We start from the raw sequence: 21,914 nt of genomic DNA, 5'->3' as shown, positions 1-21,914 counted from the left end.
GATTACACAAAGTCGCGCAGAGATTTTATTTCTCTTTGCCTATCTCTGTGAATTCTCTGTGTGACTCTGCGTAACAGTCTAACTATTTACTTTCCAAGTATAACTTTCGTCTTCAAAAAGTTCTTTCCCAAAAATGGCTACTTTTTCTTTTACTTCTTCTACCAAAAATTCTAAAGCTTTATAGACAACTTTACGTCTTGGAGCCGAAACAAAAATGAACAAACAAATCTCACCTGTTTGTACCGTGCCCAAACTGTGGTAAATATGTAAACATGTCAAATCGTATTTGGCAAAAGCAGCCTCTCTAATTTCATAAAAACTTTGTTCTGCCATTTCTTCGTAAGCCGTATATTCTATTGCCTTTACAGTTTTACCTTCGATCACATCGGCACGAACTTGGCCTAAAAAAATATTATGTGCCCCAATAGTTGTTTTGCTTTGGTGCTTAGCAATTGAATTCCCAATGAACTCTGATGTTATCTGCCCTTGAATAAAGGAACTCTTTTTTGGTTTATCTGTCATTATAATTTTTTTTAGCCACCGATGGCATGGATTAAACGGATTTTCACCGATAGTTTTTTATTTTATTGAAATTGTTTTTTCAACGATTCAATTCCTCTTCCTAAATGAAAAACACCTACAAATCCTGATTTTTTCAAAAATCTCATCGCTGCTAAACTACGCTGACCTGTTTGGCAAAACAAAACTATTTCTTGGTTTTTATGCCAATTCTTACTGTAGGCTTCCAATTCGCTCAACGGAATCTGAATCACATTTTCTCTATTAAAAGTAACATTTTCATCAGATTCTCGAACATCGACTACTACAATTCCTAATTGGTTGCATTTGTCTAAAAAAGCTTCAGGACTCAAATCTTCTATTGTTTTTTTCTGATGTAAAAGTTGACTTCCCTTAATAAATCCTTTCTCTATCTCTTTCGGATTTTTGACAAAATCGATAATCTGCGTTTGAAAGTGTAATGCATCATAAATCAATAATTTTCCAGACAAGACAGTTCCTATTTCTAAAATTATTTTCAAAACTTCGGTTGCTTGCAAAGTTCCCAAAGTATTAGGCAAAACTCCTAAAACACCAGATTCTACACAATTTTGAACCGTATTGACATTTGTTTTTTCTGGAAACAAACAACGGTAACTTGGACCATTTTTATAATTAAAAACCGAAACTTGTCCTTCAAATTTATAAATAGAAGCATAGACAACAGGAATTTTTTTGACCACAGCCACATCATTAATCAAATAACGAACAGCAAGAGTATCGGTACAATCTACTATTATTTGATAATCCTGAATAATTTCGATTGCATTTTGAGAAGTAAAAAAATCAGCAAAGACATCAACCGTTAGCTCTGGATTCAATTTTAGAATTGCTTTTTGAGCTATTTCAGCTTTACTCTTACCACAATCTTGCAAGGTATATAATACTTGTCGATGCAAATTGGTTTCCTCTACCACATCACCATCCACAATACCGATTGTCCCAACTCCAGCTCCTGCCAAATTTTGCAAAACAGGACATCCCAATCCTCCAGCACCAATTACCAAAACACGAGCATCTTGTATTTTTTGCTGACCGGATTTCCCAATTTCTGGAAGCATCATTTGTCTGGAATATCTCATATGTTTTAAATATTTAATGGCTTAAAGTTTAAAGTCAAGTGAGATTAACCCCTTAAACTCTAAACATCAAACAAATTTAACCTCCCGCAAAAGGAGGCAAAAAAGCAATTACATCCTGATCTTTTAGCTTAGTATCCAAACTACTCATTGCTTGATTGACCGCAATAGAATAATTGGTCCTTTTTAATTCTTCGTAAGCTGTCTCTAGTTTATTTTTCAAAACTGACACAGGCAATATAGGCTCCTCTGCAAAAAAAGATTCTTCTTTTTTCTGAGTAATATCAACGATGGAACCAAAATATTTAAGAGTTACAGTCATTTAATTAAATTTTGATATTCTTCTTGTGTATTTATATTTTGTACTTGATCATTCCATTTTTCTGGAATCAGAATAGTTTGGTGTTTCACATCATCAATTACTGTTTTTAATTTCAATTGATTACCTGCAATATATTCCCCAAAAACAGTTCGCATAGATCGGTCATAAACTGCAATTAAAGGACAAATTTTTCCATTGGCCGAAATTTGCGTAACCATGTCTGTTTCTTCATGATTGTCTAGCAACCACTGAAGTAATTCGGTCGAAATCATTGGCACATCTACACTCAAAACCAAATTTACTTTCGTTTTAGATGCACTCATAGCAGCATAAAGTCCGCCAACAGGCCCTTTATTTTCTATAATATCTTCAACTCTGGTATAACCAAATGCATCATAATCTTTGTTTCCGGAAATAATCAAAATATTGTTTCCGAAAATGGGATACAAGGCATCGCAAATATGCTGAATAAATGGTTTTCCTTTGAAATCCAGCAATCCTTTATCTGTTCCCATCCGCTGGCTTTTGCCGCCTGCTAAGATTATGGCAGTTCTTTCTTTTTGTGTCATTTTGGTTTTATAGTTGGTTTGGTTAATTAGTATTTACAACGAATGCTTCTCTAATTGCGAATCTAGAAAATCCCAACAAGCAACATTAATTTTCTCAAAAGAATCGATCAGCATTTTACCATAAGGAGTTACACAAGTTCCGCCACCTTTATTCCCTCCAATCTGAGTTTCGACAAGCGGTTTTTTGGAAGCTTTATTAGAGGCATCTACTAATTTCCACGCTTTTTGATACGAAATATTCATCTCTTTGGCAGCTTTACTCAAAGAACCCGTAGATTCAATTAACCTTAATAATTGAATTCGGCCTTCGCTAATGACAATTCCATCTTCGGTTTCGATCCAGATTTTGCTCTTAATTTTCAAGTTTTCTTTTTTCGTTATACTTCCACAAAGATAACGAAACCAATTTGTATAGAAAAACCAATATGACAACATTATTGTTACAAATCCAATTTTAAATATCAAAAACCACAAATAGATCAAACCAAAAAATCAATTATTGCATTTGCAACATTATTTTTTTTCCTATTTATATTGTTAAAAGAACTAAAAAAAACTAAATTTGAGTACCTCCAATAATCTTACTAATTACTTATCAAAACAATCGAATGAAACGTAATTACCTTACCTACTCAAGATTATAAAACATTTACTATAAATTCTTAAAAAAAATCAACATGAAGTGGCATGAAAAAATTTTTGAACGAATTTTTAATGGAATTATCATTTTTTTGATGCCATTAATCTTTTTGCTTTTTATACTACAAAAAGCATTATCACTGATTCAAAAAATAATTGAACCCATAAAAAATCATCTTCCTGATTTACATTTTTTTGGAATTGGAATTTTTACCATCGTAAGCTTACTTTTCATTCTCCTTATTTGCTATATAGCTGGAATTCTCATAGAAAAAAAGAAAATTAAAAAATTCATCAATTCCATTGAAAACGTATTAACATTACTTATTCCAAGTTATAATTTACTAAAAACCAGAGCCAATGAAACCATTGGCAATGAGGATGAAACCTGGAAAACAGTCTTGATCAACGATGGTGAAGATTGGAAAATTGGTATCGAAATTGAAAAAAGAACCGACAATTTTAGTATTGTATTTTTTCCAGAACCACCAGATGCAAAATCTGGAGAAATAAAACTCATACACGAATCTAAAATCAAAGCTTCGGATATGTCTGTAAGCGATGTTGTTGCCATTGTTAAACGATACGGAAAAGGGATTACTATCGAAAAATAAAAACTTCTTATTGGAAATTTAAAATAGAAAAAATGAAATCATATACTTTACACCTTTTTATATTGCTAACTTCTCTAGGTATTGCTCAAGAAAAAGAAAATAGCGAAGAACCTTTTAAACCTCATCATTCTATAGGATTAATGCTAGGTCACACTCATCTTAGAGAAGGAGAAATTGATGGAAATAAAAAATGGCTTGCCGTACCTTCGATCGGATTAGATTATAATTATGTTTTTTCTGAAAAATGGAGCATTGGACTGCACAATGACATGGTCATCGAAAATTTTAAAGTTGAAGATGAAGACAACGAAATAATTGAACGAAGCAGACCTATTGCCAGTATTTTGACAGGAGGTTACAAACCTGGAAAACATTTTACCTTTCAAGCGGGTTTAGGAGGTGAATTTGCCAAAGAAGAAAACCTATTTGTAACCAGATTAGGTGTTGAATATAGTGTAGAGCTTCCTGACGAATGGGAATTTCTTGTCAATGTAGTTTATGACAACAAATGGGGAACTTACGATAGTTTTTGCTTAGGCATTGGTGTAGCAAAAAAATTCGGTAAATAAATCTAAACAAATAACAATCAAATTCAAGAATCATGAGAAACGCATTACTCCTTTTTTTTGGACTATTATTCATAACAGCATTTGCTCAAAAAGACACCATTACTTTTAAAAATAAAGATATAATTGTGGGCGAACTCAAAGAAATGACTAGCAATATTTTGATTGTAAAAACACCTTATAGCGATAGCGATTTCAACATTACTTTTGACAAAGTCGAGTCATTAAACTTAGAGCACCGTTACTCTGTAGCGCTTTCGAACGGTCAAAGGGTTTATGGGACTATACAAACTGTACCACCTGACAACACGATCAAAATCACACAAGAAGACGGCACAACTGTTATGGTACAAATGAATCAAATTGTCACGTTAAAAAAAGTCGAAGCTGGATTTTGGAATCACTTTAAAGGTACGATTGATTTTGGCTATGTAATTACCAGATCCAATAATAGTCAGCAACTCAATTTTGCTGGAGCTTTAAATTATATAAGTGAAAAATGGATTCATCGAGCACAATACAACCAATTGTACACCACTCAAGATGATGTAGATGACATTAAAAGGGTTGATTGGTCTGTTGACAGCAAAAGATACCTTGCTCATAATTGGTTCCTTTCTTCCAATCTATCCTTTTTATCCAATACCAGTCAAGAACTCGATGCGAAGATTACTCCAAGCATTGGAGCTGGTAATTATTTGGTTCGAAATAATAAATTATTCTTTCTGGTCGGAACAGGAATAACTTACAACATAGAGAAATATTACAATTCGGCAGATGACAAAGAATCTACCGAGATGCAAATAATCACACAGTTCAATATGTTCAATTTTAAAAACATAGATCTATATGCATCGGCAATAGGATACCCTAGTTTATCTGAAAAAGGAAGATTCAGAGCCGATTACAGTTTTAAAATCAAATATGATTTACCTTTCGATTTCTATATCAAAACCGAGTTACAAGCCAACTTTGACAATCAGCCCGTCGCTTCGGCTATAAAAAATGATTATGTTTTCTCTACAGGATTTGGTTGGGAATTAAAATAAATTATTCAAAAAAACATTACATTCGTTTTTTATTTACAACATAACCAACTAAAAATGAACACAAAAGAAGCCTCTACTATAAACGAAGTTATTCAATGTTTAGATCTAATAATCGAGAATTCTAAATTAGAACAATCGGCCATAGGTTTATTCCCAACCTTATATAGAGAAGTTACGATGCAAATAAAAAATGGTATCGAAACTGGTTTATTTGAAAATCCAGAACGAATGGAAAAGTTGGATGTTGTGTTTGCTAATCGTTATTTGAAAGCCTATTACCAATACAAAGCTGGCGAAATGCCATCAGATTGTTGGGCGTTTTCATTTAGCAAAGGAGAAGAATATTGGCCAATAGTGGTACAACATTTATTATTAGGAATTAATGCTCATATCAATTTAGACTTAGGAATTGCGTGTGCACAAGTAAGCACACCCGAAAGTATTTTTGACTTGCATTCTGATTATAATAAAATCAACCAAATACTAAGTGACCTTGTTAATAGTGTCGAAGAATATCTGGTTAAAGTTTGGCCAACACTAACGTATATCTTAAAATTCTCGGGAAAAATTGATAACTTTTTTATTGATTTCAGTATGAAAACCGCTAGAGATGGTGCATGGAAATACGCTACCGAATTTGTTCTACTTCCCGAAAACCAAAGAGCTGCTTCTATAGTCGAAAGAGATAAAAAAGTCACCAAAATTGCAAAATTAATTACCAATCCAGGCTTTTTTGTGAATACCATTTTCAAATTTATTCGATTATTTGAAAGAGGTACAGTTGCCCAAAAAATAATAGATCTGGGCAAAGTTCATTATATCCCAAATAAAAAACCAATCGAAATTGCGAATAAAGTGTTATTAACTTAAAGCTGTTAAGCTTTTTCCTTTTCGAATCGAGCCATAACTTCCTGATAGTAATTAAAAGTCGTTTTAGCTATCGATTCCCAGCTAAATTTTTCTAACACTCTTACACGACCCAATTTACCCATCTGGGTTGCCAATTCTTCATTTTCTAACAATGCATTGATTTTGGCAGCAAATGCTTTTTGAAATGCTACTGGATTTAATGGATTGAAATTGGTTCTAGACACACTTTCCAGCGGAATCAAGTGACCCGTTTCTCCTTCGACAATAATCTCCGGAATTCCACCTACATGACTCCCAACAACAGGTGTTTCGCAAGCCATGGCTTCAAGATTAATAATTCCAAAAGGTTCATATAAAGACGGACAAGCAAACACTCTAGCATGAGAATACAACACTTTGACTTTGTCACGAGGTAACATTTCCGAAATCAGAATTACTCCATTTCTTTTTGCTTTGAGCTCATTAATTAATGTTTCTGTTTCTAGAGCAATTTCTTCGGTATCTGGAGCGCCTGCACAAAGTACGATTTGACAATCTTCGTTGAAATATTGTGCAGCTTCAATTAATTGAGAAATTCCTTTTTGACGAGTAATTCTTCCCACAAAAAGAACAAAAGGAATCTTCGGATCTATTCCGTATTCTAGTAACAAATTATCATCAAAAGTAGGCTTGTAAAACTCAGGATCAATTCCGTTATGAATAACCGTTACTTTTTTGGGATCTACTCCATAAGCTTCAACCACATCGGCTTTCATTTGTTCGCTCACTGCAATAACCCCGTCCGCAATTTTATAAGCGGTGGTTTCAATCCATCGGGACATAAAATAACCGTTACCCAATTGTTCTACCTTCCAAGGGCGATGAGTTTCTAGACTATGAGTAGTCAAAATCAAGGGAATTTGCAACAACTCTCTTGTAAAAACTCCGGCTAAATGGGTGTACCAAGTATGACAATGCACAATATCTGCTTTTGGAGTGGCTTGAGACATTTCGACATTTCGGCTTAAATTATGAAACATCTTGATGTGTTCATTTTCGGGATCCACCATTTTGGTCAAGCAAGACTGAATTCCTTCAACATGCATAGACCCTTTGTCTTCTTTTTGATCCCCAAAACATCTAACCTCAACTTGACCTAACTTAGCCAACTCATGACTCAAAAAATCAATATGAACTCCAGCTCCACCATAAATATTAGGTGGAAATTCATTAGAATAAAGTGCTATTTTCATTTGGACAATTTTAAATTTATAGAATAAATCGATAGAAAATTTTTCTTTAAAAAAAAAAACGAAACAACTTTCTAAGGTGTTAAAGTAAAAATACGAAACCACAATCTATTTTTAAACAGAAACGCTTAATTATTTTTTCAGCATTTTACACCAATTAATAAAAAAACATTAAGTTTTCATAAAATAAATAATTACTTAATAGCAATTTTTATGATAATTTAACTAGATTAGCTATAAAAAACCAACACCAATTAAACCGTCTAAAAGTTGAAATATGAAACAAAGTAAATCCGTTTTTGACAGTAACAATTTCGGGAAAATTGCCGATACCCTTATTCGCCTTGGAATATTATTTTTGTTAATTGGTTGGTGTTATGACATTCTTAAACCCTTTATCTTAATTATAGTTTGGTCTATTGTTATTGCAATTGCCTTTAATCCTGTTTACGAAAAAATAGTGAAACTATTTAGAGGAAAAAAAATATGGGCAATTCTCTTTATTTCGATCGTGTTACTGACTACTCTAATTACACCCAGCGTGTTGATAACTCAATCTTTATATGACGAAATTCATAATTTAACACTACATTATCAGTCGGGAGAACATTTGATTCCGCCCCCAAGTGAATCCACAAAAAGTTGGCCCACAATAACCAAACCTATAGTTGAAATCTGGACTGCTGCATCCGAAGATATTTCTAAAGTTATTCTAAAATATGCCGACCAGTTAAAAGTTGTTGGCGAATGGTTGTTGCTTTCCTTGGCCGGAATTGGGAAAGGATTATTACAATTTATAGCATCAACTATCATTGCAATGGGATTATTATTGTATTCGGATTCATTAACGAAGGTTTCCAAAAACATCTTTATCAAACTAATAGGTTCTAATGGCGAACATTATGCAGATGTTACCGTAATCACCATTCGCAACGTGGTTAGAGGATTTATTGGAGTAGCCTTAATTCAGTCCTTAATGATTGGTTTAGGATTCTTTACTGCAGGTGTTCCTTTTGCGGGTATTTTCACCGTAATTTGTCTTTTTCTAGCCATTATCCAAATCGGAATTGGTCCTGTTGCCATTCCTGTCGTGATTTATATGTTTTCGATTACCGATACCACAACAGCAACCCTACTGGCTATTTGGACCGGGATAACATTGATCTCTGATAATATTCTAAAACCAATCCTGTTAGGACGAGGTAATCCTCCAGCTCCTATGCTAGTAATTTTTTTAGGTGCCATCGGTGGATTTATTTTTAATGGATTCATTGGTTTATTTCTCGGTGCCGTTATCTTGACATTGGGATACAAATTCTTTCTCACTTGGATCGATATGGAAAACGAAGAACCTAAAATAGACGACTAAAATCAACCTTTTTAAATCATTACAAAAAAAATTACATGTTTATAGTTTCATTGACTTACAAAAAAGACATTAACGAAGTAGAAATTTATATCGAAGAGCATCTTCAATTTTTAGACAAATACTTTGCAGAAAAGAAATTTATTTTCTCTGGTCCAAAAAACCCAAGAACAGGTGGTGTAATTTTAGCACACAACATAGACAAAGAAACATTGTCAAAAATTATTGAACAAGATCCTTTCTATACAAACCAAATTGCCGACTTTGAGATAACAGAAGTAATTCCGACAAAATACGTCGAAAACTTTGCCAGTTTCATTGAATAAAAATATTATTACACCCGATAGAAAGAGGTTTAAGGAGGCAAAATAAATTTCAAAAGCAAAAAACAGTAACTTAGCGGTTAGAATTCTGCCCCTAGTTTCTGCAACTTCGAAAATACTTAAAAATCGAATTAGTTTCTTGACCACTTACCTACTGCTGTCAAATAGATTTAGTAATAACGTAATAAGTAAAAGGCATAATGGCAAAGATAAACCCACATATTAATTTTAATGGAAATGCCGAAGAAGCATTTACATTTTACAAATCCGTTTTTGGTGGAGAATTCACAAAAATTGTTCGATTTAAAGACCTTCCTACTATCGAATTCCCATTATCTGAAAATGAAGCTAACAAAATAATGCACATTGCTTTACCCATTGGAGCTAATGTTTTAATGGCAAATGATGTTCCTGAAATTTTAGGACGAACAAATGAAAACGAAAACAGAAGTAAGATTTCAATTCAAACAGAAAGCAAAGAAGAAGCCAGTAGATTATTCAACGGACTTTCTGTAGGTGGACAAATTGAAATGCCAATTGCAGAAAGCCCTTGGGGTTCTTATTTTGCAATGTTTCGAGACAAATATGGTATTGAATGGATGGTGAATTTTGACCCTAATGAAATTGCCTAATCTTAAAAAGCAACAAATCCATTTCTTTTTTTTGGAAAAGTAATTGTATTTGGTCAAAATTCAAATTAAGATCTGAACATCTTTAACCCTTATGGCAATGAACCCAGAAATTAAAACCTATAACAGCACACAAATCAATACTGACAAAGAAATTTGCGATTGTCTTGCAACAATTATTGACCGTGAACTAAACGAGGCTAAAAACAAAATTTGGCATGCACATCCTGTTTGGTTTTTAGACGAAAATCCAATTGTGGGATACAGCAAACAAAAAAGAGGAATCCGATTGATGTTTTGGAGTGGTGCCAGCTTTGAAGAAAAAAGCTTGGCAATTATTGGCGAAAAATTCAAAGATGCTTCAATTTTTTATAATAATATTACTGAAATTATACCTGCTGATTTGATTCGTTGGTTAGAAAAATCAAAAGAAATACAATGGGATTATAAAAACATTGTAAAAAGAAAGGGATTACTAGAAAGATTAAAATAACATTACGATTTCAATCTAAATTTGAAAGACACGAGCAAACATGATGACCGAATTGCAAAAATGACATTTGCTTCTGTATATCCGCATTATGTAACAAAAGTTGAAAAAAAAGGCAAAACTCAGGCAGAACTACACCAAATTATCGAATGGCTAACGGGATTTGACACTCCTACAATCGAACAACAAATTGAAAGCAAAACTACTTTCGAACAGTTCTTCGAAAAGGCAACACTAAATCCAAATGCACACCTCATAACTGGTGTAATCTGCGGATATAGAATAGAAGATATCGAAAACAAACTAACGCAAAAAGTACGCTATTTAGATAAATTGGTTGACGAATTAGCCAAAGGAAAAGCCATCGAAAAAATTTTAACAAATTAGAAAATCAAATCCTGTTTCTTCTAGAAACGCAAATGGTTATATTTGCGAAATGAATTACTCTTTTAGAAAAGCAACAATAGCCGAAATTCCTGAAATATGGGAAATTTTGCAACAAGCAATACTTCGCAGAAAACAAGATGGCAGCCAACAATGGCAAGATGGCTATCCAAACCCAACTGTCGTACAAAATGACATTAATAAAGGTGCTGGATTTGTACTAACCGAAGGAGAAACAATAGTTGGATATACTGCAATTTTAATCAACGATGAACCAGAGTATGCAAACATTAAAGGCAAATGGTTATCTAACGATGATTTTGTAGTCTTTCATCGCGTAGCTCTTTCTGAAAAACATATTGGTAAAGGTTTGGCAAAAAAAATATTTGAATTTATTGAAGAATTTGCCAATCAACATCAAGTTTACAGCATCAAAGCGGACACCAATTTTGATAATGTTGCTATGTTGAAAATCTTTGAAAAAATGGGTTATGTACTTTGTGGAAAAGTATACTTTAGAGGAGGTGAAAGATTAGCTTTTGAAAAAATCTTACCTCAACTCAGCTAACCATTTCATTCGAAACTACTCATCCCTCTTTTTACAACAAATACACTTCAACTTCGTCTCCTTTTTTCAAGTCATAATTCCCATCTGGAACATAAATCAATCCATTTGAAATTGAAAAAGAATTTAGCATCGAGGAAGCTTGATGGCTCAAAACTTGAACTTCAGTATTTTTAACATTAGCTTTCAAAAACTGAGCTCGGGAATTTTTTACATTGTAATCATGTGCAATAGGCAGCCTAACTGCTTGTTGGTAATTGGCTTTGGCTCCCGAAATTACATTTAATGTTGGCAAAACATATACATAAAAACAAGTGAGACTAGCTGCGGGGTTTCCAGGTAATGCAAAAACCATTTTATTTCCTAACTTTCCTGAAAACAAAGGCTTTCCAGGTTTTTGATTGACTTTATAAAACAAAGTTTCGACTTCAAGTTCTTTCAAGGCTTGAGCAACAAAATCATAATCTCCAACCGATATTCCTCCAGAAACCAACACTACATCATTATTCGAAAAAGCTTCTTCAAGTTTATTTTTGGTATTTATAAAACTATCATCTACAGCATACAAAGAAACTTCGTCATAAAAATTATCTTTCAAAGCTGATTGCAGCATAATTCCGTTACTTTCATACACTTTCCCATATTCTAGTGGCGTTCCTGGTTTAGACAACTCATTACCAGTAACCACTATTCCAATTCTTGGTTTGGGATAAACTTTGACTTCGGTAAAACCCAATCCTGCCAAAAATCCAATCGCAGCTGCATTTAAAATTGTTCCTTTTTCTAAAGCCAAATCACCAGTTGAAATTTGCTCTCCAATGGGTCTAACATTCGTATTAGGAGGAACCAAATCTTGTAATTGTAATTGATTTCCATTTACCAACACTTTCTCTATCTGAATAACAGCTTGTGCTGAATCGGGTATTGCAGCTCCTGTAAAAATTTTTATGGCTTGCCCCGGAAGTAATGTTACCTGATGCGAATCGCCTGCTTTTATTTCGCCTATAATTTCGTAAACCAAAGTATCGTGCAAACCTAAAGCAAAACCATCCATCGCCGATTGACGAAAAGGAGGCATATTTATAGGAGAATGTAAAGACTGCGCCAAAATATGCTTTCTGGCTTGAGCCAAGGAATAGCTTACTTCTGAAAGTACAGGCAAATTATTTTGTAAAATCGAAAAGGCTTCTGAAACCGAAATCATAAGCAGTTGGAATTAATTATATTTTCAAAAATACAATTCGAAAATGATTTCACACACTTCTCTGAAATAAAAAATGACTCAATTCTATCCTACTAACCGTATTGCGAAGCATCCAAATTATTATTATCTTTATTCAACACAATCCGTAAACCACTAAAACAGTGCATTTTGAACTTGTAATCAAAAAAAAAAAAAAAAAAAAAAAAAAAAAAAATGAAATCACAAATTTACAATAACACTAAAGGCTATTTTAAATTTAAAAACACAGCAGTATTTATAGTCTTACTATTCGGCATTCATTTCTCAATTTTAGCACAAGTAAGTACTCCACAGCCTGGTGATCCTAAAACGACCATTGAGGAACTAACTCCAGCTGAAAGACAAGAAAAATACATAAATCATCTTACGAAAGAACTAAACCTAAATACCGATCAACAAGTTATGGTTGCAAAAATTTTGGCTGAAAAAAGCGAGAAAGCCGAAAAATTGAAAGCCGAAAAAGAAGCTAGACAAATTAGTGGAAAAAGATGGACACAACAAGAGAAGAAAGCCCTCAAAACAAAATTGAAAGCAGAAAAAGCAGACACCGAAGCGCAAATGAAAGCCATACTATCTTCGGATCAATATGCAAAATGGATAACATTGAGAGAAGACAAAAAAGAGAAATTCAAAGAGCGTCGTAGGGAAAAAAGAGCATTGTAAAAAATAAATTCCACGAATGTTCACGAAAATAATTCGGAATCACTTGTGGAATTTTTGTATTGAATTCTTTTGATTTATTAAAACGTTTTAGACACTTTATCAATAGCTCGAATTGTAAAATCTAAATCTTCATAAGTCAAAGCATCTGTTATAAACCATGTTTCGTAAGCAGATGGTGCGATATAAACTCCTTCAGCCACCAACCCATGGAAGAACTTTTTGAAGGTTTCATTATCACCTTTACCAGCAGTTTGAAAATCAGTCACAGGATTCGCATCAAAATGAACCGAAATCATAGAACCCACTCGGTTGATAGTAAATTCTACATTATTATTTTTTAAAACCTTTTCAATTCCAGCTGCCAAATATGCTGTTTTGTCCTCCAACCTTTTGAAAATTTCACGATCAGCATCCAACGCTTGTAACATTGCCAAACCAGCTGCCATTGCCAATGGATTTCCTGATAACGTTCCGGCTTGGTAAACAGGCCCAAGAGGAGCAAGGAAATTCATAATTTCGGCACGAGCTGCAAATGCACCAACTGGTAAACCTCCACCAATAACTTTTCCGAAACAAACGACATCAGCATCAATTTTCAATAGTTCTTGAGCTCCCCCTCTTGCCAATCTGAAACCAGTCATCACCTCATCAAAAATTAACAAAATTCCGTTATCGGTACACAATTGACGTAAACCTCCTAAGAAACCTTTGGCAGGTGGAATACATCCCATGTTTCCTGCAACTGGCTCAATAATGATGGCCGCAATTTCATTTTTATTGGCTTCTATTAAAGCTGAAACATTTTCTAAATCATTGTATTTTGCTAGCAAAGTATCTTTGGCTGTTCCTGCGGTAACCCCAGGACTATTTGGAGAACCAAAAGTAATGGCTCCACTTCCCGCTTGTATCAAAAAAGAATCAGAATGTCCGTGATAACATCCTGCAAATTTGATAATCTTATCTCTTTTGGTAAAACCACGAGCCAAACGTACGGCGCTCATACAAGCTTCTGTTCCTGAGTTCACGAATCTAATTTTATCAATATTCGGAACCATCGAAACGGCCAAAGCAGCGATTTGAGTTTCTAATTCGGTTGGCATTCCAAACGAAGTCCCTAATTTAGCTCTTTCAATCACTGAGCTTACCACAGGTTCATAAGCATGTCCCAAAATCATTGGTCCCCAAGAGTTAATATAATCTATTAATCGGTTACCGTCTTCGTCATACAAATAAGCACCTTTGGCACTTTTTACAAATATTGGAGTTCCTCCCACTGCTTTAAAAGCTCTTACTGGCGAGTTTACACCCCCTGGTATTACTTTTTCTGCTTCAGCAAAAAGCTGACTGCTTCTTTTATAAATCATTATTTATTTACTATTTATTATTTTAATTTTAACAAACTCACTCCTTGAACAGAGAGTAATTCTATTTTAATTTAGTTTTTATTTAAATCGAATTTGCAAATTTAATTTAAAAACCATCATTTGTTTTTTAAAACTTTGTTAACAAAAAATAAGATTGTTTCAGGAACTCAAAATTGATATTTAACTTTCTCCATTTGTATTTCTTACAACTACTAAATTATTATCATAACTAAACTCAAACACTCCATTTGTTTCATTGTGAAGCACTTTGATAATTAAGAACATTAAAGCCTCTATTCTATTTAAATTGCTATCACTTGTGTAAAGTTCCTTACCTGAAATGACTTTTAAAAGCGTGTAAATTTCATTTTCTCCAATGTTTTTTTATACTGTTTCTCCAATCATTTCATGAAAACATTTGTATAATGCCATTCTAAAAATTCTTTAGAAGGAATGAATCTATCAGGCAAAATAATAGTTTGATTCTCATGTTTTAAAAAGAAATCAGGAACTGCTTCGTCTTTTTTTAAATCATCAAAACATTTTGAAACTTTTATTTTGTAATCAGGTGTAATGGTTATAAATCCTTTATCAAAAGCTTTATCGTGAATTGAATTTAGACATAAACCATTATGAGGATTTAAACGATTGTTTTCATCTTTCTTCCAAGGAATTATATGACTTGCTACTAAAAATTCAGGAATTGACAACCCTGTAATACAACATTTTAAATTATAAGATGAAAGTATTGTAGAACGGAAAAAAATCTGATTTACTCTTTGTCTAATTATCGTTTCTCTTTCTGTTCCAAGTGGAAATTCAAAAACTTCATCATCAATAATTTCTTCAACTTTCTTGTTTTGAAATTCAGCTACCAATAACTCGCTTTCATATGCTAATTTTTCCCAATTACCATTAAATTCATTCCAAACAATTTCATCAAGTTTGCTTCCGTTTCCTAATCCAACAATTCCCTTTTTTCTCAATTCTGGATCAAGTCTTCCAAAATTTCCAACTTTCATATTTAGGGCTGAAGGACTTCTACCAATTATATTGGCATATTTAATTATTATAGGGTTATTTTTACTACTATTTTTGAAAGGGACTTTACAATAAACATTAAAAGCAACAATCGTTTCTTCTTTTGTCCAATTATTACTTTTTTTCATCATTTCTATCTATTACTTCAAGATTACTAACACAATAATCTTCTAAAATTTCATTTAATAAATCTGCAGTTATATCTGAATTACCAACTAAAATTGTTCTGAAAATTTCAATTCTATCATTAACAGTTAGTTCATTTATTTTTTCAGTATCACGAAAAAACCCCATAAAATCTTCTCTTGATATTTTTTGATATTTTTCCATTTTAAACGACTCTTCTTTAGTTTTTTTTATAGGAAACGAGTTAAAAAAATAGAATGGAAAGTCCGCAGAAGTGAATGTCCAAATATTCATTTTCTTTCATACCTACAAAAAATATTTTTTCAAAAGTTTACTATTATGCAAAAAATGAGTGATAACAGCCTCTTTGTTGTTTTCACATTCAACATGCTTTATTTTGTATTCTCTCTCAAATACTTTTTCAAGCGATATTTTCTCTTTTAATTGCATTATTGTTACATTTTAGTCAACGATAAATTAAGTCTAAATTAACAAAATTGAACTTAATTTTTAATTACGATAAAGACTACTTCACTTTCAATTTCTGACCAATAGAAAGTGTATTGTCTGATAAATTATTTTTTTGTTTTAATTCTTCAACTGTCAAATTGAATTTTCTAGAAACCGAATAAAAAGTATCTCCTTTTTGTATTTCATACCAATCGCTTTTGGGGGTGCTAAAATCATCATTAACTAACACTTTCGTTTCCTCTTTTTTAGATTTTTTGCCCAATACTTTGTTATCGTATTCATGTAAATTATAGGTTTCTATATAACCAATTAATTTTTCGGGATATCTAGGATCTGTGGCATATCCCGCTTCACGCAATCCTTTTGCCCATGCTTTATAATCTCCTTTTGCCAAGGTAAACAAGTTGGCATATCTTTTCTTACCTGTCAAAACCATTGCATGATCTCTATAGGATTCTGAAACCTGATCGTATTTTCTAAAACACTCATTAGCCGAATCGTCGTCTTTATATACCTTATCTCCAGTCCAATCATTATGGCATTTTATTCCAAAATGATTGTTGGCATTTTTAGCCAAATCACTTTGTCCTGCCCCCGATTCAAGTATTCCTTGTGCCAAAATAATACTTGCAGGAATTCCGTACGTATTCATATTTCCCATTGCTACTTGATTGTATTGGGCAATATATCCCTTTACAGCTTCATTGGTTGACATTGGTTTGGATACAGCCTGAGAAGGTTGCGAAATGGTTTTGCCTGTATTCCCGTTTTGAATTGGTTTAGAATATTTCCATCCAACTGGTTTTTTGGTAGTTTGTATTTTTGATTTTGATGAACCACAACTCGTTAGAGTGGCTATAAAAAGAAATAAAAATAGTTTCTTGACCATATATTATGCTATTTTTTTGGTTTTATCGTATCCATCATTTTAGAGTTAACAGTCATTAAATCTCTATCAATGTTTTGTTTTTGCTTTTCAAAAGCGCATTCATTCCCTGAATTCCCTGTAATCCTCCTGTATGAATCAATAAAATCTTACTGTTATTGGGAAAAAAGTTTTTATGTATTAAATCCATAACGCCGAAAACCATTTTTCCTGTATAAACAGGATCTAATGGAATCTGAGTTTGATGGTAAAACTGATTTATAAACTGAATTAATTCGTCGCTTATTTTTCCGTAGCCTCCAAAATGATAATCCGTATTTAATTCCCAATTTTGCTTGGTGGCAAATTTACGAATTTCATCTGTTAAAAAATCGCCTTTTAAGGCTGGAAATCCCAAAACTTTCTGATGTGGCAAAGCGCTATTGATGAGCCCCGAAATTGTTCCGCCAGTTCCAACAGCACAACAAATAAAATCAAATTGAGCATCCTCAGCTGTCAAAATTTCTTCGCACCCTTTTATTGCATATCTATTAGTTCCTCCTTCGGGAACCAAAAAAAAGGAGTCAAATTTATGCTTCAATTTTTCGATAAAATCAGGCTCTGTTTTGTTTCGATACGCTTCTCTAGTCACAAATTCAAATTGCATTCCACAATCTTGTGCGAACTTCAGGGTAGGATTTTCTGTGATTTTATCTCCAAGTTCATCACCGCGAATTATCCCAATTGTTTTAAAACCTTGTTCTTTTCCCGCATAAGCTACAGCTGCAATATGATTAGAATAAGCACCCCCAAAAGTGAGTAATGTATTTTGGCGTTCGGTTTTAGCTTGAAGAAGATTGTACTTCATTTTTCTGAATTTATTTCCCGAAACAAAGGGATGCAACAAATCATCTCGCTTGATTTCGAGTAAAATTCCGTTAGGGAGATTGTAGGTGAGTTTTTGGTTCAATTTTTAATTTTATTAATAGCACACAGAATACGCAAATTCTTGATTTAGTTTTCTCAACATTTTAACTATTCAAACTTTTCTTTTCTCATTTAAATACTTAAAAAAACTAAAAAATCTTCTTTTCATCAGATAATCCAAATCCAGTTCATTATTGTAAGCCTCTCTTTCAAAACTAATATTTCTATAGGCCAAATGAACATTTTTGTACTGAAATAAGCGTATCGAAAATTCTATAAAATACCAAAGAAAAAAAGGAGCCAAAAGTAATTCCAACTGCTGTCGGATATGGATTTTTTCATGATTTACCAAAGCATTGTTCTGAACATCATCTCCATATTTTAAAAAGACAAAAGGAAAAACAGTCATCCCTCGATATCCCTTTGGAATTAAATATTTGGCAACAATAACAAACATTGTTTATAAAATTTATAGATTTGTAAAGGCAATTTAGCTTAAATTAAAGAAAATCACAATTCCACAACAGCAAAGCAAAAAAACCTTCTACAACTAGCGAAAGAATGACAGAACAAAGTAATGAAAATAAATTAATAGAGGGCGAAGATTTTTATTATACCCCCGAAGGCTACAAATGCTTTACTGAAAAACACCATCTCAAAAGAGGGTATTGTTGCAAAAGTGGTTGTAGGCATTGCCCTTATGGTTTTGATAAAAAAACAGGTGAAATAAGAAAAAAATCATAAGTTTAGTATTACTCAAAATGAACGTTTTTGTTACTAAAAATATTCCTGAAGTCGGGATTCTTTTACTTCAAAAAGAAGGGATCAACCTTACCATAAATCCAACAGAAAACATTTTATCTAGAACTGAATTCATAGAAATTTGCAAAAAAAATGACGCTATTCTCAACGTAGGCACAAACAATTTTGATGAAGATTTTTTTGAACAATGTTCTAATTTGAAAGGGATTGCATTATTTTCCGTTGGATATGATTTTGTTAACATTCTATCAGCAAACAAACGTAAAATCCCAATTGGAAACACTCCTGATGTTTTAAGCAAAGCTACTTCGGATGTCGCTTTTTTATTAATGCAGAACGTTGCTCGAAAATCATTTTACAATCATAAAAGAATTTTAAACAACGGTTGGACCAGTTTTGACCCAATGGCCAATTTAGGTCAGGAACTTTATGGTAAAACACTTGGGATTTTCGGTTTAGGTAGAATCGGTTTTGAAATGGCAAAAAAATGCAAAGCGGCTTTCGAGATGAACATTATGTATCACAATCGTTCTCGTAACGAAAAAGCCGAAAAAGAACTAGATGCAAAATATGTTGATTTTGAAACTTTACTATCAAAAAGTGACGTTTTAAGTGTTCATTCTAATTTCAGCGCAGAGAACACCGAAATCTTCAATAAAAATGCTTTTGTTAAAATGAAACGCAACTCCATTTTCATTAATACCGCTAGAGGAAAATTTCACAATGAAGCTGATCTTTTTGATGCTTTAACTAATGGAACAATTTGGGGTGCTGGCCTTGATGTTACTAATCCAGAACCCATGCAACCAAACAATCCTATATTATCATTACCAAACTGTTGTGTTTTACCACATATAGGTTCGGCTACGTATGAAGCACGAAATGGAATGGCTATTTGCGCAGCACAAAACCTATTGGCCCTTTTTGAAAATAAAAAAATGCCGTTTTGTGTAAATAAAGAAGTTTATTTTTAATTAAAAAACACTCAATAAATTTAAAATATAACAAAATGGATATTCACTCAAAAAAGTTTAGGATTAAAATCCACAAGTCCTATCATAGGTCGGATATCCGCTATCCCTAGCTTGTCATTTCTCATTAAAAACAAGTCGATTTTAAAATTAGAAAAATCTCCAATAAATTTTTCAATTTTAAATCTTTTAATCTTTAAAATTTAAAAAAAATGACATTTCAAGAACAAATACAACAAGGAATTCCCAATATATTACCTCAGGCCAAACCATATGATTCTTCCATTAATCATGCGCCAAAACGAAAAGAAATATTGACCGGCGAAGAGAAAAAACTAGCACTCAAAAATGCACTTCGCTATTTTGATCCAAAACATCATGCCGAGTTGATTCCTGAATTCAAAAATGAATTAGCTACTTACGGCCGTATCTATATGTATCGTTTGCGTCCCGATTACAAAATGTATGCTCGCCCAATAGATGAATATCCTGGTAAAAGCCAACAAGCCAAAGCCATTATGCTGATGATTCAAAACAATCTGGATTATGCTGTGGCGCAACATCCTCACGAATTGATTACCTATGGCGGTAACGGAGCGGTTTTCCAGAACTGGGCTCAGTATTTATTAACGATGAAATATTTATCGGAAATGACCGATGAGCAAACCTTAACCATGTATTCCGGACATCCGATGGGGTTATTCCCTTCGCACAAAGAAGCACCAAGAGTTGTGGTTACCAACGGAATGGTAATCCCGAATTACTCTCAACCCGATGATTGGGAACGTATGAATGTTTTAGGGGTTTCGCAATACGGACAAATGACTGCAGGAAGTTATATGTACATTGGCCCACAAGGAATTGTACACGGAACAACCATCACCGTTTTGAATGGATTTCGAAAAATAAAACGCAGTCCAAAAGGTGGTTTATTTGTAACTTCGGGATTAGGCGGAATGAGTGGCGCTCAACCCAAAGCTGGAAATATTGCTGGTTGTATTACCGTTTGTGCCGAAGTAAACCCAAAAATCACTCACATACGCCACAGTCAGGGTTGGATAAATGAAATCATAGAAGACTTAGAAAAATTGGTAGAACGAATTAAATTGGCCAAAACCAATAACGAAACCGTTTCTATCGCTTATCTCGGAAACGTGGTGGATGTTTGGGAACGATTTGACCGAGAAAATTTGTATATCGATTTGGGTTCCGACCAAACTTCGCTTCACAATCCTTGGGCTGGTGGTTATTATCCTGTTGATCTTTCTTTTGAAGAAGCTAATGAAATGATGGCTAACAACCCTGAATTATTTAAGGCGAAAGTACAAGAAACCTTGCGCCGTCACGCAACTGCCATCAACAAACACACCGCCAAAGGAACCTACTTTTTTGACTACGGAAATGCCTTTTTGCTAGAAGCTTCTCGTGCTGGAGCTGCTGTTATGGCCGAAAACAATATCGATTTTAGATATCCTAGTTATGTCCAAGACATCATGGGCCCTATGTGTTTTGATTATGGCTTTGGCCCTTTCCGTTGGGTTTGTACCTCAGGAAGACCAGAAGATTTAGCTAAAACAGATAACATTGCTTGTCATGTCCTTGAAGAAATGGCAACAAATGCTCCAAATGAAATTCAACAGCAAATGCAGGATAATATTCAGTGGATAAAAGGAGCTCAGGAAAATAAATTGGTTGTTGGTTCTCAAGCCAGAATCCTCTATGCTGATGCCGAGGGCCGAATAAAAATTGCAGAAGCATTTAACCAAGCCATAGCAAAAGGCGAAATTGGCCCAGTAGTTTTAGGTCGTGACCATCACGATGTTTCAGGAACAGATTCGCCTTACCGTGAAACTTCCAACATTTATGACGGTTCTCGTTTTACTGCTGATATGGCGATTCACAACGTGATTGGAGATAGTTTCCGAGGAGCTACTTGGGTTTCTATTCACAATGGTGGTGGAGTTGGCTGGGGAGAAGTAATTAATGGCGGTTTTGGAATGGTTTTAGACGGTAGTCCCGAAGCTTCACGCCGTTTAAAATCGATGTTATTTTGGGATGTCAATAATGGAATTTCTAGACGTAGTTGGGCTCGAAATGAAGGAGCTATTTTTGCCATAAAACGAGCCATGGAAGCAGAACCATTATTAAAAGTAACACTCCCAAACCTTGTTGACGATGGCCTTTTAAATTAATTCTTTTTTAAGAAAAAAAACAAAAAAAATCAGCTAA

General features: G+C 33.6%; 28 protein-coding genes. 14 read left to right on the top strand and 14 right to left on the bottom strand.

From position 1 onward, the window contains the following. Positions 1 to 78: 78 nt before the first annotated feature. The 5 genes from ABEB18_RS06800 to ABEB18_RS06780 all read right to left on the bottom strand — a co-directional run bounded on the left by ABEB18_RS06800 (position 79) and on the right by ABEB18_RS06780 (position 2,891). On the bottom strand, positions 79 to 522 hold the full coding sequence (locus tag ABEB18_RS06800) for a molybdenum cofactor biosynthesis protein MoaE (RefSeq protein ID WP_348798439.1): 444 nt from the start codon (positions 520 to 522) through the stop codon (positions 79 to 81). A gap of 62 nt (positions 523 to 584) precedes the next feature. Beyond that, positions 585 to 1,640 carry a ThiF family adenylyltransferase gene (locus ABEB18_RS06795; protein ID WP_348798438.1) on the bottom strand — a complete coding sequence of 352 codons (1,056 nt, stop codon included), beginning with the start codon at positions 1,638 to 1,640 and terminating at the stop codon, positions 585 to 587. A gap of 76 nt (positions 1,641 to 1,716) precedes the next feature. Then, a complete protein-coding gene (locus ABEB18_RS06790; RefSeq protein WP_348798437.1) occupies positions 1,717 to 1,959 on the bottom strand; it encodes a MoaD/ThiS family protein in 243 nt (80 codons plus the stop codon). Then, complete coding sequence (gene mobA, locus ABEB18_RS06785; protein WP_348798436.1) at positions 1,956 to 2,528, bottom strand: molybdenum cofactor guanylyltransferase; 573 nt, start codon at positions 2,526 to 2,528, stop codon at positions 1,956 to 1,958. The genes ABEB18_RS06790 and mobA overlap by 4 nt, the downstream gene beginning before the upstream one ends. A 33-nt stretch (positions 2,529 to 2,561) precedes the next feature. Beyond that, the gene (locus tag ABEB18_RS06780; protein ID WP_348798435.1) at positions 2,562 to 2,891 is read right to left on the bottom strand and encodes a winged helix-turn-helix domain-containing protein; all 330 of its coding nucleotides are present in this window, start codon (positions 2,889 to 2,891) and stop codon (positions 2,562 to 2,564) included. 314 nt (positions 2,892 to 3,205) lie between these two features. On the opposite strand from ABEB18_RS06780, the gene ABEB18_RS06775 reads away from it, so the two are divergent. Genes ABEB18_RS06775 through ABEB18_RS06760 form a run of 4 tightly spaced genes read left to right on the top strand, consistent with a single transcriptional unit; the run spans position 3,206 to position 6,266 of the window. Next, on the top strand, positions 3,206 to 3,781 hold the full coding sequence (locus ABEB18_RS06775) for a hypothetical protein (RefSeq protein ID WP_348798434.1): 576 nt from the start codon (positions 3,206 to 3,208) through the stop codon (positions 3,779 to 3,781). A 32-nt stretch (positions 3,782 to 3,813) separates the two neighbouring features. Continuing rightward, on the top strand, positions 3,814 to 4,350 hold the full coding sequence (locus tag ABEB18_RS06770) for a hypothetical protein (protein WP_348798432.1): 537 nt from the start codon (positions 3,814 to 3,816) through the stop codon (positions 4,348 to 4,350). A 32-nt stretch (positions 4,351 to 4,382) separates the two neighbouring features. Then, the gene (locus tag ABEB18_RS06765; protein WP_348798431.1) at positions 4,383 to 5,396 is read left to right on the top strand and encodes a DUF481 domain-containing protein; all 1,014 of its coding nucleotides are present in this window, start codon (positions 4,383 to 4,385) and stop codon (positions 5,394 to 5,396) included. A gap of 54 nt (positions 5,397 to 5,450) precedes the next feature. Next, entirely contained in the window at positions 5,451 to 6,266 is an 816-nt protein-coding gene (locus ABEB18_RS06760) for a DUF5995 family protein (RefSeq protein ID WP_348798430.1), read from the top strand. A gap of 5 nt (positions 6,267 to 6,271) precedes the next feature. Here ABEB18_RS06760 and glgA read toward each other — a convergent pair whose 3' ends face one another. Further along, positions 6,272 to 7,498, bottom strand: coding sequence for a glycogen synthase (gene glgA / locus ABEB18_RS06755; protein ID WP_348798429.1), 1,227 nt, complete (start codon positions 7,496 to 7,498; stop codon positions 6,272 to 6,274). A gap of 274 nt (positions 7,499 to 7,772) precedes the next feature. Between glgA and ABEB18_RS06750 the strand changes: the two genes are divergently transcribed. From ABEB18_RS06750 to ABEB18_RS06725, 6 genes are all read left to right on the top strand, one after another. Beyond that, positions 7,773 to 8,864 carry an AI-2E family transporter gene (locus tag ABEB18_RS06750; RefSeq protein WP_348798427.1) on the top strand — a complete coding sequence of 364 codons (1,092 nt, stop codon included), beginning with the start codon at positions 7,773 to 7,775 and terminating at the stop codon, positions 8,862 to 8,864. A gap of 35 nt (positions 8,865 to 8,899) precedes the next feature. Then, on the top strand, positions 8,900 to 9,187 hold the full coding sequence (locus ABEB18_RS06745) for a YciI family protein (RefSeq protein WP_348798426.1): 288 nt from the start codon (positions 8,900 to 8,902) through the stop codon (positions 9,185 to 9,187). 197 nt (positions 9,188 to 9,384) lie between these two features. After that, positions 9,385 to 9,816, top strand: a complete 432-nt coding sequence (locus ABEB18_RS06740; RefSeq protein ID WP_348798425.1) for a VOC family protein — start codon at positions 9,385 to 9,387, stop codon at positions 9,814 to 9,816. 97 nt (positions 9,817 to 9,913) lie between these two features. Then, on the top strand, positions 9,914 to 10,306 hold the full coding sequence (locus tag ABEB18_RS06735; RefSeq protein ID WP_348798424.1) for a DUF1801 domain-containing protein: 393 nt from the start codon (positions 9,914 to 9,916) through the stop codon (positions 10,304 to 10,306). Positions 10,307 to 10,327: 21 nt separating this feature from the next. Beyond that, positions 10,328 to 10,690, top strand: a complete 363-nt coding sequence (locus tag ABEB18_RS06730; protein ID WP_348798423.1) for a DUF2200 domain-containing protein — start codon at positions 10,328 to 10,330, stop codon at positions 10,688 to 10,690. A 49-nt stretch (positions 10,691 to 10,739) separates the two neighbouring features. Beyond that, positions 10,740 to 11,255, top strand: a complete 516-nt coding sequence (locus ABEB18_RS06725; protein ID WP_348798422.1) for a GNAT family N-acetyltransferase — start codon at positions 10,740 to 10,742, stop codon at positions 11,253 to 11,255. A 31-nt stretch (positions 11,256 to 11,286) separates the two neighbouring features. On the opposite strand, the gene ABEB18_RS06720 is transcribed toward ABEB18_RS06725, so the two are convergent. Beyond that, a complete protein-coding gene (locus ABEB18_RS06720; protein ID WP_348798421.1) occupies positions 11,287 to 12,456 on the bottom strand; it encodes a molybdopterin molybdotransferase MoeA in 1,170 nt (389 codons plus the stop codon). A 213-nt stretch (positions 12,457 to 12,669) separates the two neighbouring features. On the opposite strand from ABEB18_RS06720, the gene ABEB18_RS06715 reads away from it, so the two are divergent. After that, positions 12,670 to 13,158 (top strand): DUF4890 domain-containing protein, encoded by a 489-nt coding sequence (locus tag ABEB18_RS06715; RefSeq protein WP_348798420.1) that lies wholly within the window; start codon positions 12,670 to 12,672, stop codon positions 13,156 to 13,158. Positions 13,159 to 13,235: 77 nt separating this feature from the next. Here the strand turns inward: ABEB18_RS06715 and hemL are convergent, their stop codons facing one another. The 7 genes from hemL to ABEB18_RS06685 form a co-directional block, all read right to left on the bottom strand. After that, positions 13,236 to 14,522 (bottom strand): glutamate-1-semialdehyde 2,1-aminomutase, encoded by a 1,287-nt coding sequence (hemL, locus tag ABEB18_RS06710; RefSeq protein WP_348798419.1) that lies wholly within the window; start codon positions 14,520 to 14,522, stop codon positions 13,236 to 13,238. Positions 14,523 to 14,702: 180 nt separating this feature from the next. After that, the gene (locus tag ABEB18_RS17470) at positions 14,703 to 14,885 is read right to left on the bottom strand and encodes an HpaII family restriction endonuclease (protein ID WP_369077089.1); all 183 of its coding nucleotides are present in this window, start codon (positions 14,883 to 14,885) and stop codon (positions 14,703 to 14,705) included. Between the two features lie 38 nt (positions 14,886 to 14,923). Continuing rightward, positions 14,924 to 15,694 carry an HNH endonuclease gene (locus ABEB18_RS06705; RefSeq protein ID WP_348798418.1) on the bottom strand — a complete coding sequence of 257 codons (771 nt, stop codon included), beginning with the start codon at positions 15,692 to 15,694 and terminating at the stop codon, positions 14,924 to 14,926. Then, entirely contained in the window at positions 15,678 to 15,893 is a 216-nt protein-coding gene (locus tag ABEB18_RS06700) for a hypothetical protein (protein WP_348798417.1), read from the bottom strand. Before ABEB18_RS06700 ends, ABEB18_RS06705 begins: the two co-directional genes overlap by 17 nt. A 322-nt stretch (positions 15,894 to 16,215) precedes the next feature. Continuing rightward, a complete protein-coding gene (locus ABEB18_RS06695) occupies positions 16,216 to 17,049 on the bottom strand; it encodes a glucosaminidase domain-containing protein (RefSeq protein ID WP_348798415.1) in 834 nt (277 codons plus the stop codon). 55 nt (positions 17,050 to 17,104) lie between these two features. Further along, entirely contained in the window at positions 17,105 to 17,995 is an 891-nt protein-coding gene (locus ABEB18_RS06690) for a 1-aminocyclopropane-1-carboxylate deaminase/D-cysteine desulfhydrase (RefSeq protein WP_348798414.1), read from the bottom strand. A 69-nt stretch (positions 17,996 to 18,064) separates the two neighbouring features. Next, on the bottom strand, positions 18,065 to 18,409 hold the full coding sequence (locus tag ABEB18_RS06685; protein ID WP_348798412.1) for a hypothetical protein: 345 nt from the start codon (positions 18,407 to 18,409) through the stop codon (positions 18,065 to 18,067). A 104-nt stretch (positions 18,410 to 18,513) separates the two neighbouring features. On the opposite strand from ABEB18_RS06685, the gene ABEB18_RS06680 reads away from it, so the two are divergent. From ABEB18_RS06680 to hutU, 3 genes are all read left to right on the top strand, one after another. Continuing rightward, positions 18,514 to 18,696 carry a C1orf53 family protein gene (locus tag ABEB18_RS06680; protein WP_348798411.1) on the top strand — a complete coding sequence of 61 codons (183 nt, stop codon included), beginning with the start codon at positions 18,514 to 18,516 and terminating at the stop codon, positions 18,694 to 18,696. Positions 18,697 to 18,713: 17 nt separating this feature from the next. After that, complete coding sequence (locus ABEB18_RS06675) at positions 18,714 to 19,688, top strand: 2-hydroxyacid dehydrogenase (protein ID WP_348798410.1); 975 nt, start codon at positions 18,714 to 18,716, stop codon at positions 19,686 to 19,688. Between the two features lie 209 nt (positions 19,689 to 19,897). Continuing rightward, positions 19,898 to 21,877: a urocanate hydratase gene (gene hutU / locus ABEB18_RS06670; RefSeq protein WP_348798409.1), complete on the top strand. Its 1,980-nt coding sequence runs from the start codon at positions 19,898 to 19,900 to the stop codon at positions 21,875 to 21,877. Positions 21,878 to 21,914 lie beyond the last annotated feature (37 nt).

Source organism: Flavobacterium adhaerens (genome assembly GCF_040045115.1).
GTDB lineage: Bacteria > Bacteroidota > Bacteroidia > Flavobacteriales > Flavobacteriaceae > Flavobacterium > Flavobacterium adhaerens.
The sequence above is the reverse complement of the archived record's forward strand: the minus strand, read 5'-3'. Positions and strand labels throughout refer to the sequence as shown.

Coding starts and splice junctions, on each gene's coding strand:
- ABEB18_RS06800 (WP_348798439.1), bottom strand. CDS start 522: ATGACAGATAAACCAAAAAAGAGTTCCTTTATTCAAGGGCAGATAACA.
- ABEB18_RS06795 (WP_348798438.1), bottom strand. CDS start 1,640: ATGAGATATTCCAGACAAATGATGCTTCCAGAAATTGGGAAATCCGGT.
- ABEB18_RS06790 (WP_348798437.1), bottom strand. CDS start 1,959: ATGACTGTAACTCTTAAATATTTTGGTTCCATCGTTGATATTACTCAG.
- mobA (WP_348798436.1), bottom strand. CDS start 2,528: ATGACACAAAAAGAAAGAACTGCCATAATCTTAGCAGGCGGCAAAAGC.
- ABEB18_RS06775 (WP_348798434.1), top strand. CDS start 3,206: ATGAAGTGGCATGAAAAAATTTTTGAACGAATTTTTAATGGAATTATC.
- ABEB18_RS06770 (WP_348798432.1), top strand. CDS start 3,814: ATGAAATCATATACTTTACACCTTTTTATATTGCTAACTTCTCTAGGT.
- ABEB18_RS06765 (WP_348798431.1), top strand. CDS start 4,383: ATGAGAAACGCATTACTCCTTTTTTTTGGACTATTATTCATAACAGCA.
- ABEB18_RS06760 (WP_348798430.1), top strand. CDS start 5,451: ATGAACACAAAAGAAGCCTCTACTATAAACGAAGTTATTCAATGTTTA.
- glgA (WP_348798429.1), bottom strand. CDS start 7,498: ATGAAAATAGCACTTTATTCTAATGAATTTCCACCTAATATTTATGGT.
- ABEB18_RS06750 (WP_348798427.1), top strand. CDS start 7,773: ATGAAACAAAGTAAATCCGTTTTTGACAGTAACAATTTCGGGAAAATT.
- ABEB18_RS06745 (WP_348798426.1), top strand. CDS start 8,900: ATGTTTATAGTTTCATTGACTTACAAAAAAGACATTAACGAAGTAGAA.
- ABEB18_RS06740 (WP_348798425.1), top strand. CDS start 9,385: ATGGCAAAGATAAACCCACATATTAATTTTAATGGAAATGCCGAAGAA.
- ABEB18_RS06735 (WP_348798424.1), top strand. CDS start 9,914: ATGAACCCAGAAATTAAAACCTATAACAGCACACAAATCAATACTGAC.
- ABEB18_RS06725 (WP_348798422.1), top strand. CDS start 10,740: ATGAATTACTCTTTTAGAAAAGCAACAATAGCCGAAATTCCTGAAATA.
- ABEB18_RS06720 (WP_348798421.1), bottom strand. CDS start 12,456: ATGATTTCGGTTTCAGAAGCCTTTTCGATTTTACAAAATAATTTGCCT.
- ABEB18_RS06715 (WP_348798420.1), top strand. CDS start 12,670: ATGAAATCACAAATTTACAATAACACTAAAGGCTATTTTAAATTTAAA.
- hemL (WP_348798419.1), bottom strand. CDS start 14,522: ATGATTTATAAAAGAAGCAGTCAGCTTTTTGCTGAAGCAGAAAAAGTA.
- ABEB18_RS06705 (WP_348798418.1), bottom strand. CDS start 15,694: ATGATGAAAAAAAGTAATAATTGGACAAAAGAAGAAACGATTGTTGCT.
- ABEB18_RS06700 (WP_348798417.1), bottom strand. CDS start 15,893: ATGGAAAAATATCAAAAAATATCAAGAGAAGATTTTATGGGGTTTTTT.
- ABEB18_RS06695 (WP_348798415.1), bottom strand. CDS start 17,049: ATGGTCAAGAAACTATTTTTATTTCTTTTTATAGCCACTCTAACGAGT.
- ABEB18_RS06685 (WP_348798412.1), bottom strand. CDS start 18,409: ATGTTTGTTATTGTTGCCAAATATTTAATTCCAAAGGGATATCGAGGG.
- ABEB18_RS06680 (WP_348798411.1), top strand. CDS start 18,514: ATGACAGAACAAAGTAATGAAAATAAATTAATAGAGGGCGAAGATTTT.
- ABEB18_RS06675 (WP_348798410.1), top strand. CDS start 18,714: ATGAACGTTTTTGTTACTAAAAATATTCCTGAAGTCGGGATTCTTTTA.
- hutU (WP_348798409.1), top strand. CDS start 19,898: ATGACATTTCAAGAACAAATACAACAAGGAATTCCCAATATATTACCT.